This window comes from Mesorhizobium sp. M8A.F.Ca.ET.057.01.1.1 (assembly GCF_003952565.1).
Lineage (GTDB): Bacteria > Pseudomonadota > Alphaproteobacteria > Rhizobiales > Rhizobiaceae > Mesorhizobium.
In genome coordinates, this window is record NZ_CP034454.1 from 3,519,642 (window position 1) to 3,533,264 (window position 13,623).

At 62.8% G+C, this 13,623-nt stretch carries 14 protein-coding genes; 5 read left to right on the forward strand and 9 right to left on the reverse strand.

Annotation, left to right across the window (positions count from 1 at the left end; genetic code table 11):
- Positions 1–13: 13 nt before the first annotated feature.
- The gene (locus EJ077_RS16550) at positions 14–877 is read right to left on the reverse strand and encodes a hypothetical protein (protein WP_208695299.1); all 864 of its coding nucleotides are present in this window, start codon (positions 875–877) and stop codon (positions 14–16) included.
- Positions 843–1,967, reverse strand: a complete 1,125-nt coding sequence (locus EJ077_RS16555; protein WP_208695300.1) for an aminotransferase class I/II-fold pyridoxal phosphate-dependent enzyme — start codon at positions 1,965–1,967, stop codon at positions 843–845. Before EJ077_RS16555 ends, EJ077_RS16550 begins: the two co-directional genes overlap by 35 nt.
- Positions 1,968–2,327: 360 nt before the next feature.
- Here EJ077_RS16555 and metG point away from each other — a divergent pair, with 360 nt between their 5' ends.
- The 3 genes from metG to EJ077_RS16570 are packed head-to-tail and all read left to right on the forward strand — an operon-like array spanning position 2,328 to position 5,502.
- On the forward strand, positions 2,328–3,881 hold the full coding sequence (metG, locus tag EJ077_RS16560) for a methionine--tRNA ligase (RefSeq protein WP_208695301.1): 1,554 nt from the start codon (positions 2,328–2,330) through the stop codon (positions 3,879–3,881).
- Positions 3,881–4,681: a TatD family hydrolase gene (locus tag EJ077_RS16565; protein ID WP_208695302.1), complete on the forward strand. Its 801-nt coding sequence runs from the start codon at positions 3,881–3,883 to the stop codon at positions 4,679–4,681. The genes metG and EJ077_RS16565 overlap by 1 nt, the downstream gene beginning before the upstream one ends.
- A complete protein-coding gene (locus EJ077_RS16570; RefSeq protein ID WP_245458439.1) occupies positions 4,651–5,502 on the forward strand; it encodes an MBL fold metallo-hydrolase in 852 nt (283 codons plus the stop codon). Before EJ077_RS16565 ends, EJ077_RS16570 begins: the two co-directional genes overlap by 31 nt.
- A 292-nt stretch (positions 5,503–5,794) precedes the next feature.
- Here the strand turns inward: EJ077_RS16570 and EJ077_RS16575 are convergent, their stop codons facing one another.
- The 5 genes from EJ077_RS16575 to EJ077_RS16595 form a co-directional block, all read right to left on the reverse strand.
- The gene (locus EJ077_RS16575; RefSeq protein ID WP_208695303.1) at positions 5,795–6,679 is read right to left on the reverse strand and encodes an aldose 1-epimerase family protein; all 885 of its coding nucleotides are present in this window, start codon (positions 6,677–6,679) and stop codon (positions 5,795–5,797) included.
- 191 nt (positions 6,680–6,870) lie between these two features.
- Complete coding sequence (locus EJ077_RS16580; RefSeq protein ID WP_208695304.1) at positions 6,871–7,587, reverse strand: Bax inhibitor-1/YccA family protein; 717 nt, start codon at positions 7,585–7,587, stop codon at positions 6,871–6,873.
- Between the two features lie 22 nt (positions 7,588–7,609).
- The gene (locus EJ077_RS16585) at positions 7,610–8,383 is read right to left on the reverse strand and encodes an anti-sigma factor family protein (RefSeq protein ID WP_208695305.1); all 774 of its coding nucleotides are present in this window, start codon (positions 8,381–8,383) and stop codon (positions 7,610–7,612) included.
- Positions 8,380–8,898 carry a sigma-70 family RNA polymerase sigma factor gene (locus EJ077_RS16590; RefSeq protein ID WP_245458440.1) on the reverse strand — a complete coding sequence of 173 codons (519 nt, stop codon included), beginning with the start codon at positions 8,896–8,898 and terminating at the stop codon, positions 8,380–8,382. The genes EJ077_RS16585 and EJ077_RS16590 overlap by 4 nt, the downstream gene beginning before the upstream one ends.
- Before the next feature lie 101 nt (positions 8,899–8,999).
- On the reverse strand, positions 9,000–9,611 hold the full coding sequence (locus EJ077_RS16595; protein ID WP_208703025.1) for a histidine phosphatase family protein: 612 nt from the start codon (positions 9,609–9,611) through the stop codon (positions 9,000–9,002).
- A 130-nt stretch (positions 9,612–9,741) separates the two neighbouring features.
- Between EJ077_RS16595 and EJ077_RS16600 the strand changes: the two genes are divergently transcribed.
- Together EJ077_RS16600 and mazG are read left to right on the forward strand one after the other, a co-directional pair.
- The gene (locus tag EJ077_RS16600; RefSeq protein ID WP_208703026.1) at positions 9,742–10,926 is read left to right on the forward strand and encodes an aromatic amino acid transaminase; all 1,185 of its coding nucleotides are present in this window, start codon (positions 9,742–9,744) and stop codon (positions 10,924–10,926) included.
- Positions 10,927–11,015: 89 nt separating this feature from the next.
- Positions 11,016–11,840, forward strand: coding sequence for a nucleoside triphosphate pyrophosphohydrolase (gene mazG, locus EJ077_RS16605; RefSeq protein WP_208695307.1), 825 nt, complete (start codon positions 11,016–11,018; stop codon positions 11,838–11,840).
- Positions 11,841–11,902: 62 nt separating this feature from the next.
- Here the strand turns inward: mazG and hflX are convergent, their stop codons facing one another.
- Together hflX and hfq are read right to left on the reverse strand one after the other, a co-directional pair.
- Positions 11,903–13,291 carry a GTPase HflX gene (hflX, locus tag EJ077_RS16610; protein ID WP_208695308.1) on the reverse strand — a complete coding sequence of 463 codons (1,389 nt, stop codon included), beginning with the start codon at positions 13,289–13,291 and terminating at the stop codon, positions 11,903–11,905.
- Positions 13,292–13,537 carry an RNA chaperone Hfq gene (gene hfq, locus EJ077_RS16615; RefSeq protein WP_066989720.1) on the reverse strand — a complete coding sequence of 82 codons (246 nt, stop codon included), beginning with the start codon at positions 13,535–13,537 and terminating at the stop codon, positions 13,292–13,294.
- Between the last annotated feature and the right edge of the window lie 86 nt (positions 13,538–13,623).

The following is a 13,623-nucleotide window of genomic DNA, read 5'->3' on the forward strand; positions in this document are numbered from 1 at the left end:
GCGGCCGGGCTATTCAGACCGTCATCCGCGCTGGCTTGCTCGCGGCACCGTTGAGCGCGGCATCATATTTGGCGCGATTGGCCCAATAGATCGTGGCGAACAGCAGCGCCTGGTCGCGGAAAGGAATGTGGTCCACAGCATCGCTGGCGGCCTCGGCTTCGATCCAGTCGATATGGAAGTCGGCGGCCCCCTTCCTGTCGCCGCCATGTGCCATCTGCTGGAACCGATGCATATGGTCCTCGATGTCGGGATAGCGGTCGGCCCAGACGATCGACCATTGCCGGTTCTGCATGGTGAATTTGCGGATCCAGCGCTCGCTCAGGTCCATGTCGCCTTCGGGCTTCGAGTACATGACGTTTCGCCGCGCTTCGAGCAGCGTGTTGGTGGCCACGACTTCGTTCTCGCGCCATAGAAGCCGCATGGCCGGATCATTGAGAAACCGATCCGCATAAATGGGGTGAGGAAACGCGCTTTCCCTCAGTCCATCGATCTTGAAATAGACCAGCAGTTCGGAAGCCACGCTCGCTTCGAGCTCGTTGCGCTCCATCTTGCCGTGGAACGCCTCGAACCCGATGCCCGGTATGAAGGGCATGTGCGCGGCGTGCCAGATTTCATGCAGAATGTAGAGATCCTCGACGGCCGGGGCTGCATAGTCGTCCCGGCGCATCGTCAGCCCCCACCAGGTGCAGAAGTGCGCGCGTTCCAGGCGGTCGTTGGTGGTCTCGCAGGTGAAGCGCGGCAGGCGGGCGTACTGATCGACGACGTCGTGGATGTAGCCGCCCTCGCGATGCGAGGATCGGAATGCATCCGTTTTGCAGTGCGCCAGGCAGTGGGCATGGACGTCATCGCGGGTGACTAGCGGGATTAGATGCTTCATGAAACCGGTCCAGGAGGGCCATGCCGATCCGCTCCGCCATACCTGGCGTGAGACACAAGCGGGGCCGAGCACCAATCGCGCCAGGGGCGCGGGTGAGGTAGGAGGCCATGTCTGAATCCATGTCCGCCCCTGCCGATGCCTGGGCAAGAATGAAGACGTCCGCCGGCACCAGGGCGAGGCCGAGAGCCTGGCCGGCATGTTCTGCAGCGCTCTGTTGAACCTCGGTGTAGCGGCGCGCCATGGCGAACACGTCAAACCGCTCCATCAGCCGGATTCCCAGTTGCAGCGACGTCAGGTTCTTGAACCATTGATTGCCGAACAGGCCGAGATTCTCCGATCGGCAAAACACACCGCCTATGCGGTCGTAATAGGTGCCGAACGGTTTGGACAGGCTGATCACCACGGCACTCACGCAAGGCGCGTCGGCGAGGATCGTTTCCGGCGGCGGCTCGGCGGTTGCTCCGACATAGGTCAAATCGAAGACGACCTGGGCCGGGTTCGCGCGTCCGCTGAGCCGACGAAGAAATGCGTTGGCCTCGGGCCATAACATGCCGTCAATGGCCGAGGGTTGGCTGAGACACAGCAGATGCTGGGGATCGATGGTGTCGGCGATATCGCGCCAGTCGTGGCGGTCATATTCCGTCACCGGAATGCCGCAGGCTTCAGCATAGGCTCTGTAGCCCTCATACTCGCCACGAAAGATTGCAAGGCGAGGGGAGAACCCGTCGAGGCGCGCGCGGTTGCCGTAATCGGCAATCAGGTGAAAAAGCGGCTCGCTTGCACCAGCGGTCGGATAGCTGAATGGAAAGTCAGCCGTGTTCAACGGCGCCATCGGCTTCGCCCAACCGAGCCAGGTGTCGAAGAACCGTTTGTGCAGCGCGTTCTGCTTTCCGGTCCAGGCATGGCGAAACTGATCGAGATAGGCCGCACGGACCGGATCAGGGCCGTTTCCGGCACTGTTGCCGAGCAATTCGGCCTTTACCGCCTCGATCTCGGGGGTGACGAGGGCGTAGACGGTTTTGCTCGCGCCGGCCTGGCGCAAGCGCAGATCGAGATTCGGTCGCGGATCATATTGTGTGGTCGTGGCCATGCGCGTCTGCCTTTGCCCGTCACGACCCTAAGGGAACGTGGCCGGACTTTGCAACGGCTTGCCGCTGGACCATCGTGATGAATGCGGAGGTCAGGCAGGCGGTCTGGACTTGGCATGAGGCCTAGGACGTTATATTTGAGACCGACATCCCGCAATCTCGACAAGAAGCAGCACGCCCTGACCATGACCGACCGCCTGAATTCTGCAATGCGAATGTGACGGCCTTTTTTGGTGCATGCCGTTGCCCCCCAAACCGGGGCGACTTTTGGGCAGCATGCATTGGTCTCGGGATGGCAATCGCCATTCCGATGCGATATCCACCGCCACGGCTCCCATTCAGACATTCATGACGGTTCATTCATGTCACGCGACACATTCTACATCACGACCGCGATTTCCTATCCGAACGGCAAGCCGCATATCGGCCATGCCTACGAGCTGATCGCCACCGACGCGCTTGCCCGCTTCCAGCGGCTTGACGGCAAGCAAGTCTTCTTCCTCACCGGCACCGACGAACACGGCATCAAGATGCTGCAGACGGCCAAGCGCGAAGGCATTTCGGCGCGCGAACTGGCCGACCGCAACTCGGCTGAGTTCAAGCGCATGGCGACCGCGCTCAACGCCTCCAACGACGATTTCATCCGCACCACCGAGGAGCGGCATTACGCGGCTTCGCAGGCGATCTGGAAGGCGATGGCCGCCAATGGCGACGTCTACAAAGGCGGCTATGCCGGCTGGTATTCGGTGCGCGACGAAGCCTACTACGGCGAGGAAGAGACCGAGGTCCGTCCCGACAATGTCCGCTACGGGCCGCAGGGAACGCCGGTCGAATGGGTCGAGGAAGAGAGCTATTTCTTCCGGCTGTCGGCCTATCAGGACAAGCTCATTGCGCTTTATGAAGGCCAGCCCGATTTCATCGGTCCGACCGAGCGACGCAACGAGGTGATGAGCTTCGTCAAGTCGGGACTGAAGGACCTGTCGATCTCGCGCACCACATTCGACTGGGGCGTGCCGGTGCCTGGCGACGAAAAGCACGTCATGTATGTGTGGGTCGACGCGCTGACCAACTACATCACCGGCGTCGGCTATCCCGATGAAAAGGCTGAGAATTGGCGTTTTTGGCCGGCTGATGCGCACGTCATCGGCAAGGACATTGTGCGCTTCCACGCGGTTTATTGGCCGGCCTTTTTGATGTCGGCCGGAATTCCGCTGCCGAAGCGGGTCTTCGGCCACGGCTTCCTGTTCAACCGCGGCGAGAAGATGTCGAAGTCGGTCGGCAACGTCATCGACCCGTTCGCCATGATCGAGCATTACGGCCTTGACCAGGTGCGCTACTTCTTCCTGCGCGAAGTGCCGTTCGGGCAGGACGGCAGCTACAGCCATGAGGCAATCGTCAACCGCACCAATGCGGATCTGGCCAATGGTCTCGGCAATCTGGCGCAGCGCTCGCTGTCGATGATCGCCAAGAATTGCGGCGGCGTGGTGCCGAAGCGCGGCGATCTGGCGGAAGCCGACAAGGCGATCCTGGATCAGGCGATCGACGCCCTCGTCACCGCGCGCAAGGCAATGGCCGAACAGGGCATCCATCTGGCACTGGCGGCGATCTTCGGCGTGGTTGCGGAAGCGGACCGGTATTTCGCCGGGCAGGAACCCTGGGCGCTCAAAAAGACCAATCCGGAGCGTATGGAAACGGTGCTGTGGACGACGGCCGAAGTCGTCCGGCGCGTGGCGGTTCTATGCCAGCCCTTCATTCCGGGCTCGGCCGGCAAGCTGCTCGACCTCCTGGCGGTGCCGGCGGACAGTCGCGATTTCGTGCATGTCCACGCCGACCATGCGCTTGTGTCCGGCACGGCGCTGCCTGCGCCGGAGGGCGTGTTTCCACGCTATGTCGAACAGACGGACGCGAACGCCTGATGCTGGTAGACAGCCATTGTCATCTGGACTTTCCGGACTTTGCCGAGGAGCGGGCGGCCATTGTCGCCCGCGCCAAGGCGGCCGGTATCGGCCGCATGGTGACGATCTCCACGCGCGTTAAGCGGTTTCAGCAAATCCTTGAGATCGCGGAGACTTTCGACGAAGTCTATTGCTCTGTCGGTACCCATCCGCACAATGCCGCCGAGGAGTTCGACGTCACCACGGCCGACCTTGTCCGCCTGTCTGCTCATCCGAAGGTGGTGGCGATCGGTGAAGCGGGGCTCGATTTTTTCTATGACAAGGCACCTCGCGAGGCGCAGGCGCAGGGTTTTCGCGCTCATATCGCCGCCGCCCGCGAGACAGGGCTGCCTCTCGTCATCCACTCGCGTGATGCCGACGACGACATGGCCGCCATTCTCGAGGACGAGACAGGGAAGGGCGCCTTCCCGTTCATCCTGCATTGTTTTTCGTCGGGGCGGCGGCTCGCCGAGGTTGGCGTGTCGTTAGGCGGCTACGTATCGTTCTCGGGCATCCTGACTTTCAAGAACTCAGCCGAATTGCGCGCCATTGCCGCCGATGTGCCGCATGACCGGCTGCTGGTCGAGACGGACGCGCCATATCTGGCGCCGGTGCCGTTTCGCGGCAAGCGCAACGAGCCGGCCTATGTCGCGCAGACCGCCAAGGTGCTGGCTGAAACGATCGGCGTCAGCGAGGCTGAAATCGCAGCGTTGACGACTGACAATTTCTTTCGGCTGTTTGGAAAAATGCCATGCCCGGACCAGCGGGCGCTCGAGGCATGAGCGACGACCGGCTGCGCCTGACCATTCTCGGCTGTGGATCGTCGCCAGGTACGCCGCGCATCACCGGCGACTGGGGCAATTGCGACCCCACCAATCCCAGGAACCGGCGCATGCGCACGGCCGCGCTTGTCGAGCGCATTACCGCCAATGGCGGCCGCACCACGGTCGTCATCGACACCGGGCCGGATTTCCGCGAGCAGATGCTGATGGCTTCAGTCAGGCGCATCGATGGCGTGATCTACACGCATCCGCACGCCGACCACATCCACGGCATCGACGATTTACGCGGCTATGTGCTGGAACAACGGCATCGCATCGACATCCATGCCGACGAGCCGACCATGCTGCGGCTGCGCGAGGCGTTCGGCTATTGCTTCGAGACGCCGTCAGGCAGTTCCTATCCGCCGATCGTCGACGCCCACATCATTGACCATGCCAGGCCGGTTGTGATCGAAGGCGAGGGCGGTGCCCTCACCTTCGAGCCGTTGCCCCAGATCCATGGCGACATCATTTCGCTGGGTTTCCGCATCGGCGGGCTCGCCTATTGCCCCGATATCAGCGACTTTCCGGAAGTCACCGCAGAGCGGCTGCGCGGCCTCGATGTGCTGGTCATCGACGCGCTGCAATACCATACCCATCCCAGCCATCTGTCGCTTGGCCAGGCACTTACCTGGATCGAAAAGCTGGCGCCCAGAAATGCCGTGCTGACGCACATGCATGTGCCGCTGGATTACGCCACGGTGATGACCGAGACTCCCGACCACGTGGTGCCGGCCTATGATGGCATGGTGATCGAAATTCCTTGCGAGTCAAAGCGATAGAGAAAGCTGCTCAGTCGGGTTTCCAGTCGCCTTTCGAACGTTGGGCGATGGGTTCGAGGTCGTGAAGTGCCGCTAGAGTGCCGTCCACGATGGTTGCCCGCCAAGGGCCGAAACCGCAGCAATTCCGGGGTTACGCCCCATACGCTAGTTCCATAATCTATCTTATGCGACTTTTGTTGCAATGTGAAAGCGCCTCGAACCCATCTCGTCAATGTGATCGGCGCCGTGGCCCGGCAGGTTTGAAACCGACCTGAGGTCGAATACGGCTCCGGTCCCCTGCTTGCAGGAAACTTTACCGAGGCCCCTGCTCCAGCCTGATCCGATAACTCAGCGAACGCTTCGCGCCCGGCGCAATCAGCATCAGGCCGGGCTTGTCGGTGAACTCTCCATCGAAATCCAGCGGGCTGGCAATGCCGTGCCAAGGCTCGATGCACAGGAACGGTGCGCCGCCGGGTTTGGACCAAATGCCCAGTTCCTGAAATCCCTGCCATGAGACCTCGATCGCCGGACCGCGATCGGCGCTGTAGCGAACGCTGTTGCTGGCCGGCTGGTCCAGGATCACGGCGTCCCCATCAAACAGCCGTTCGGACAGCTCGAGGATATTGCCTTTGACAGGCGTTGGCTGCGGCGTTGCGGTGAGCAGGCCATCCTTCAGCCGGCGGATCGGTGTCCGCTCTGCTTCGGCGAACGTCAGGCGATAGGCGTCCTTGGCTACATCGGGCAGAAGCGGCCAGTTGAATGCCGGATGCGCCCCGATCGAGGCCGGCAACGGGTCGTCGCCGGTGTTGGTGACCTCTAATCCTATGTCGAGTTGCCCCTCGCCCAGCGCATAGGTCACGGCCAGGCGAAATGCGAATGGGTAGTGCGTTCGGGTCTCCGCGTCATCGGTGAGCACCAGCGTGCAGGACCGAGGGCCCCTCTCCGCCCACGCAAAAGGCTTATCGCGCGCGAAGCCGTGCTGCGTCATCGGATAGGTCTGGCCGCGATGGCGCAGCCGATCGCCCTTCAGCCGGCCGACGATCGGAAACAGCACCGGCGAATGGCGTCGCCAGGCCGGTCCGGCCTGCCACAGGAACTCAAATCCCCGTGCATCCCGCAGCGAAACCAGTTCCGCGCCATCCGCGATGATGGTTGCCGATATGCCGTCACCGTGGAGCGTCAGGCTGTCCTGTCCCATATGTCCTCGCGGTTTGTCTGGTGTGGCCAGCAGGCTAGCAAATGGCCGGGCTCGAACTCAAGGCGGCCGACCCATTTGCGTTTATGAACATCAACGGCGCTGCGGGCCAAGCGTCGTCTCGAATAAAAAAGTGGCCGGAGGTTTCCCTCCGGCCACGGTAGAATGCCAGATGTTGCCTGCTACGGTTCGAACTATTCCCGCTCGCCGGTGAAATTCAGCAGCAGCTGGAAGATGTTGATGAAATTCAGATAGAGCGAGAACGCACCGAAGACGGCGAGCTTCTGCCGCGACTCCGCATCGAAATTCTCCGCATACTGCTCCTTGATCGTCTGCGTATCCCAGGCGGTCAGGCCGATGAACACTGCGATGCCGATCACCGAGATGGCGAACTGCAGGGCGGTCGAGCCGAGGAAAAGGTTGACGATGCTGGCGATCATCACGCCGATCAAGCCCATGATCAGGAAGGACGAGAACTGGGTCAGGTCGCGCCTTGTCGTGTAGCCGTAGAGGCTGGTGGCACCGAACATGGTGGCGGCGATGAAGAAAGTGCGCGCGATGCTGGTTCCGGTGAAGACCAGGAACACCGAGGCCAGCGACAGGCCCATGACGGCACAGAAGGCCCAGAACATTGCCTGCGCGCTTGCCGCCGACATGGTCTGCATCTTGAACGAGAACAGCAGCACGAAAGCGAGCGGCGCCAGCATCACCACCCATTTCAGCGGGCTGGAAAAGATCGGCACATAAAGAGCGGGCGTCGACGACACCAGCAAGGCGACAAGGCCCGTAACCACCAGGCCGAGGCCCATATAATTGTAGACGCGCAGCATGTGCTGGCGCAGGCCCTCGTCGTAGACGGCTCCGGTCCGGGCGCCTGTGCCCACGCGGTATCCAAGATTGGGCGTATTCATTTCAGGTCTCCTTGTGGATCGGTCAGTAAAGCGTTTTGGCGAGCGTTTCGGCGGCGCGGTCGAGATCATGAACCTCGCTCCTCGCGACAACCGCGTAGGCGACATCGCCGATCTGGAAGTAAGCCGAGGAGATATCGCCGGAGGGCGCGACGGTGGGTTTGACCACATCGAAAGTGCCCGGCCGGATCGCGAACAGCGACACCAGGCCCATCTCCTTGGTCTCAACAGCAATCTCGACACTCGGGCCGAAGCGCGACGGATAAATCTGCACGTCGCGGACTTTCCAGTCCTTCGGCAGCGATGGCATGACGATGGCCGTGGCGGCGCGGATCTCGCCGGCATTGTAATTGGGTGCCTCGGTCTGCGAGGGCATGTTCTCGCGCAGCAGCGTCGTCCTATGTGCCTGTACGGCCTCGTCGACATAGGCTGGCGGCTGCGGCGAAGCGACGACCTTTGTCACCGACATCGGCCCGATGATGCCGTTGGCCAGCCAGCCGGCGGCAACGAAGGCAGCAACCGCCGCCGCGCGTTGCAGCACGCCGAAGATGCGGCCCCGGCCAAGTCCCCTCTCCAGCCGCCGTGCGGCATCGGCCGTTGCGGGTCGCGCCATGCCCTCGGAACCAGCCAGCGCCACGCGCAATTCGTCGCGGGTGCGCAGATCGGACATCACGCGCGCGGCAGACTCCGGACGCGCGGCCAGGAAAGCCTCGACCTCGATGCGGCGGGTGACGTCGAGCTGGTCGTCGACATAGGCGTCGAGATCGACGTCCGTAACCGGGTCGACAAGAGCGGTCATGAGTCACCTCCCACGATCCTGAGATGATTTTTGCCACGGGCGGGCGCCTCTTCCATCTGGCGCAAAGCCGCGCGCGCCCTGCCGATACGCGACATCAGCGTGCCCAGCGGCACGCCGCTGGCATTTGCCGCCTGCTGGTAAGAGAGGCCCTCGATGGCGACCAGATGCAGCGCCGAGCGCTGCTCTTCCGGCAGGCTGAAAAAGGCTTCGCGCACCTGCGCCAAGCGCACGGAATGTTCCTGCGGCGCCGGCGTGCTGCCGTCGGCCAGATATCCGGCCTGTTCCAGCCGCGCCGCTTCCGAACGGCGCGAACGCACGCGGTCGATGAAGGTGTTGTGGACGATCGACAGCAGCCATGCCCGCAGGTTTCCGCCGGAGCGGAAGGCGCCGCGCCGCTCATAGGCGCGCACCAGCGCGTCATGCACGAGATCCTCGGCCTCGACGCCGTCGCGCGTCAGCGAGCGCGCATAGCGCCGCAGCGACCCGAGCTGTCCTATGATGTCAAAGCGTGGCATCGACCGTTTCATGCCCTGTTTACGGAGCATGTGGGGCCTTTAATCCCGCTGGTGCCATTTTTTCTTCGTTGGAGGATACGTCGGCGGCCGCCCTCGCTCGCTCAACTGTCGCAGGCGCCCTCTGGTCCAAAGTGTTTTGCCGGTTTGGGAAGCGTTACGCCGCAGGCGCGCAGCATCCACCTGTGGCCATCGCTGCGAAAATCGGTGATGCTCAGCGGCTCGACGTCGATCTTCCAACTGGCGGCAAGCGGCGCGCCGAGAACATGCAGGATCGCGGCGCGGATGAAGCTGGCATGCGTCACTGCGATCGTGTGACCAGGTTCGGCGATCAATCGATCCATCAATCCAGCCGCCCTTTGGGCAACGTCGGCCAGCGATTCACCACCATGCGGGGCCGCATTCGGATCCGTGCGCCATGCGGCGATCTCGTCGGGCTGCCGCGCCTCCACCTCATCAAAGCTCCTGCCTGCCCACCGTCCGTAGTTCTGGTCCGCCAGCGTCGGATCGATAGATGCATCCAGCGATAGCGCCTGCGCGGTCTGACGGGCGCGAAGCGCTGGCGCTGTCCACACATGGTCGGCGCGACGCAGCGTCCCGCGCATCGCATTTGCCAGTGTCAGCGATCGTGGCTCCAGCGGTTCATCCGAAGGAAACGATCCTTTCCGGGTCGACGCCGCGGCGCCGGCGCAGATCATGGTCAGACGGACGAGCATGGAGCATGCTTTCTCTGAAGTATGTGGAAGCTGTACCAACAGGTGCCGCCTTTCGTGTCGGCGCACCGAAACCGCTGGTGAAACGTAGCCAATTTGCGTATCACTCCGCCGCGCCAACGGAACCATAATGATGTTCGAAGACCTGCAGCCAGCTCCCGCCGACAAGATTCTTGCGCTGATCGGCCTCTATCGCGCCGATCCACGCCCTGGCAAGGTCGACCTCGGCGTCGGCGTCTACAAGGATCGCGACGGCAAGACGCCGGTCATGCGCGCCGTGCGCGAGGCCGAGAAGCGGCTGCTGCAAGGACAGGATACCAAGACCTATCTCGGCCTTGCGGGCGATATCGGATTCAATACCGTGATGGCCAAGCTCGCCTTCGGTCCCGGTGCGGACCTGTCGCGTATCCGGGCAGCACAGGCGCCTGGCGGCTCCGGCGCGCTGCGGCTGGTGGCGGAACTGCTCAAGCGCACACGATCGGACGCGACGGTCTGGGTCTCCGACCCGACCTGGCCGAACCATATGCCGGTGATGCGTGCCGCCGGTCTGCAGATCCGCGAATATCCCTATTTCGATGCGGCCTCGGGTGCGGTTCGTTTCGACGATATGCTGGCCGCGCTACGGGCGGCCAACAACGGCGACGTGGTGCTGCTGCATGGCTGCTGCCACAATCCGACCGGCGCCAATCTGGACGCGGCCCAGTGGGAGGCCGTCACGGATCTGGTCGTCGAGCGCGGCCTGCTGCCGTTTGTCGACATCGCCTATCAGGGCTTTGGCGACGGCCTCGAGGCGGACGCACTCGGCTTGCGGCTGCTGGCCGCGAAGGTCCCGGAAATGGTCGTGGCGTCGAGCTGTTCGAAGAATTTCGCCGTCTACCGTGACCGTGTGGGGGCGGCGATGGTGCTGGCCAGGGACGGCGCGCAGGCCGACGTGGCGATGAGCCAGATGCTGTCGGCGGCGCGCGCCATGTATTCGATGCCGCCGGACCATGGCGCGGCCGCGGTGCGCATCGTGCTGGAGGACGCCGCGCTGCGTGCCGACTGGGAAGCCGAGCTCGAAGAGATGCGCCTGCGCATGTTGAGGCTTCGGGTCGCGTTCGCCGAGGCGTTGCGCCGGCAATCCAATTCCGATCGCTTCGACTTCGTTGCCAGCCATCGCGGCATGTTCTCCCGGCTTGGCCTCACGGAAGCGCAGGTCGAACGGCTGCGCGCCGAGCACGCCGTCTACATGGTCGGCGACAGCCGCATCAACGTGGCCGGCCTGCCCGAGGACGGCATGGATGACCTCGCCAAGGCGATCGTTTCCGTGCTGGACTGACGAAGCGGGTACGGCGCAACTGTGGACAAAGTCCCCTCGCCGGCTGACAGCGTTGGCCGTGCGGCGGTCGGCGCGATAGCATCCGCCGCATGACGCCATCGAAAGATATTTCACGCCTGATCGAGATCATGGCGGCGTTACGGGCGCCGAAGACCGGCTGCCCGTGGGACATCGAGCAGGATTTCTCCACCATCGCCCCTTATACGATCGAGGAGGCCTATGAGGTGGCGGACGCCATTGCGCGCGGCGATCTCGACGACCTGCGCGACGAGCTTGGCGACCTCCTGCTACAGGTCGTCTATCACGCGCAGATGGCGCAGGAAGCCGGAGAGTTCACGTTTGGCGACGTGGTCCAGGCCATCACCACCAAGATGATCCGCCGCCATCCGCACGTCTTTGGCGACGAGAAGGCTCGCAGCGCCGGCATGGCCAAGGGCATGTGGGAGAAGATCAAGGCGCAGGAGAAGGCCGAGAAACGGCAAGCCCGCCTCGCGCGTGGCCTCGACCCGGAGGACAACGGCAAAGGCTTCCTGGACAGTGTTCCCGTCGCCCTGCCCGCCTTGACGCGAGCGCTGAAACTTCAGGAAAAGGCTGCCCGTGTCGGCTTCGACTGGAGCGAGGCCGCTCCCATCCTGGACAAGATCGAAGAAGAGATCGGGGAGTTGCGCGAGGCACTGGCCAAGGGCGAAACGGCTGACATCAAGGATGAGTTCGGCGACACGCTGTTTGCCGTCGTCAATCTCGGCCGTCACTTGAAGCTCGACTCGGAAGCGGCGCTTGCCGGCACCAACGAGAAATTCCGCACACGCTTCCACTATGTCGAGCAGGCCGTGGAGAAATCCGGCAGCACGCTGGAGGAAGCTACCCTGGAGGAAATGGAAGCGCTCTGGCAGGAAGCGAAAACCGCGACGTAAGCCCTATAGCTCGGCAATTCCGGGCGAAAAACCGCGCTACACTTTCTTGGAACTGCTGCGCGTTAGCCGTTGTTTTTGCGCCGCAATCGGCTTTCGATCTCTTCGCGAGCGCTTTGCGTGGCCTTCAGTGAAATGGTGGCGCTGCCGTCGTCATTGTCGGTCCGCGAAACGACGTCACCATTGCGATAAAGCCAATCGACCAAGCCAAACTGGGCCGGCTCGATCGTCACCGTCAGGTCTTGCAGTTCGCCGGCCATTCGCATTTCGATGATGGCTTTCAGTACATCGATGCCTTCGCCTGATACCGCCGATACGGCGATTGGCGGTTCCTTGCTGCCGTCGGCGCCGTCGGCAAGCAGCCGCTGCCTGTTGCCTTCGTCCAGAAGGTCGATCTTGTTCCAGACTTCGATGACGCGCTTGGTGTCGCCGGCATCGACGCCGAGGTCGGCGAGGATGCGCTCGACATCCTCGGCCTGAGCCGCCGTATCCGGGTCGGAAATGTCACGCAGATGGATGACGAGATCGGCCTCGACCACCTCTTCCAAGGTCGCGCGGAAAGCCGCGATCAGATGTGTCGGAAGGTCCGAAATGAAGCCCACCGTGTCGGAAAGTATAATCGGCGTGCCATGCGGCAGGCGTACGCGGCGCAGTGTCGGATCAAGCGTGGCAAACAGCATGTCCTGCGCCAGCACCCCTGCCCCGGTCAGCTTGTTGAACAGCGTCGACTTGCCGGCGTTGGTGTAGCCGACGATCGCCACCACCGGAAACGGCACCTTCTTGCGCTTGGCGCGATGCAGGTCGCGGGTGCGGCGCACGGTTTCCAGCTCGTGCTTCAGCTTTATGATCTTTTCCTGCAACTGCCGCCGATCGGATTCGATCTGCGTTTCACCGGGGCCGCCGAGGAAGCCGGCACCGCCACGTTGACGCTCCAGGTGGGTCCAGCTGCGTACCAGGCGGCCCTTCTGGTAGTTGAGATGGGCAAGCTCGACCTGCAGCGTGCCTTCCTTGGTGCGCGCCCGCTCGCCGAAAATCTCCAGGATCAGCCCGGTGCGATCCAGCACCTTGGCGTTGAATTCCTTCTCGAGATTGCGCTGCTGCACCGGCGTCAGCGGATGGTCGACAATGACCACTTCCGCGTGGCCCTCCTTGACGATTTCGGCGAACTCCTCGACCTTGCCGCTGCCCAGCAATGTCGCCGGACGCGGGTCGTTGACGGTCACGACCGCCGTATGGATCAGATCAAGATCGATGGCGCGGGCAAGACCGACTGCTTCGTCGTGGCGCGCCTCGGCCGAGCGCGTCAGCCGGGGACGGCTCGTGTCATCGTCATTACGCGGTTGGCGGGTAAGCACAGGTACAATGACAACGGCCCGGGTCGGGGCTTCGGCCGTCCCGGGATGATGCGCTGGTTTTCCGCGAACCGTGCCGTCCGCGTCCTTATCACGTGCCAATCAGGCGCCCTGGCCTTCCTCGCCATCGAACATCTGAACCGGCTGGCTCGGCATGATCGTGGAAATGGCGTGCTTGTAGACGAGCTGGGAGTGGCCGTCGCGGCGCAACAGGACGCAGAAATTGTCGAAGGAAGTGACCACGCCGGTCAGCTTCACGCCGTTGATGAGGAAGATGGTGAGCGGGTTCTTGCTCTTGCGAACTGAGTTCAGGAACAGGTCCTGAAGGTTTTGCGATCGTTCCGCCATTGTTTTTGTCTTCGCCGATCCCCTTCGGTTTGCAGCCAATGCGCCAAATTAGCGGGCACATGTCAAGCGCGCAAACACCCTCTTGC

Bases quoted from the DNA above. Each gene is read 5' to 3' on its own strand.
- mazG (WP_208695307.1), top strand. From the start codon at position 11,016: ATGACGCCATCGAAAGATATTTCACGCCTGATCGAGATCATGGCGGCG.
- hfq (WP_066989720.1), bottom strand. From the start codon at position 13,537: ATGGCGGAACGATCGCAAAACCTTCAGGACCTGTTCCTGAACTCAGTT.
- EJ077_RS16585 (WP_208695305.1), bottom strand. From the start codon at position 8,383: ATGACCGCTCTTGTCGACCCGGTTACGGACGTCGATCTCGACGCCTAT.
- EJ077_RS16600 (WP_208703026.1), top strand. From the start codon at position 9,742: ATGTTCGAAGACCTGCAGCCAGCTCCCGCCGACAAGATTCTTGCGCTG.
- EJ077_RS16595 (WP_208703025.1), bottom strand. From the start codon at position 9,611: ATGCTCGTCCGTCTGACCATGATCTGCGCCGGCGCCGCGGCGTCGACC.
- metG (WP_208695301.1), top strand. From the start codon at position 2,328: ATGTCACGCGACACATTCTACATCACGACCGCGATTTCCTATCCGAAC.
- EJ077_RS16580 (WP_208695304.1), bottom strand. From the start codon at position 7,587: ATGAATACGCCCAATCTTGGATACCGCGTGGGCACAGGCGCCCGGACC.
- EJ077_RS16565 (WP_208695302.1), top strand. From the start codon at position 3,881: ATGCTGGTAGACAGCCATTGTCATCTGGACTTTCCGGACTTTGCCGAG.
- EJ077_RS16575 (WP_208695303.1), bottom strand. From the start codon at position 6,679: ATGGGACAGGACAGCCTGACGCTCCACGGTGACGGCATATCGGCAACC.
- EJ077_RS16555 (WP_208695300.1), bottom strand. From the start codon at position 1,967: ATGGCCACGACCACACAATATGATCCGCGACCGAATCTCGATCTGCGC.
- EJ077_RS16590 (WP_245458440.1), bottom strand. From the start codon at position 8,898: ATGCCACGCTTTGACATCATAGGACAGCTCGGGTCGCTGCGGCGCTAT.
- EJ077_RS16570 (WP_245458439.1), top strand. From the start codon at position 4,651: ATGCCCGGACCAGCGGGCGCTCGAGGCATGAGCGACGACCGGCTGCGC.
- EJ077_RS16550 (WP_208695299.1), bottom strand. From the start codon at position 877: ATGAAGCATCTAATCCCGCTAGTCACCCGCGATGACGTCCATGCCCAC.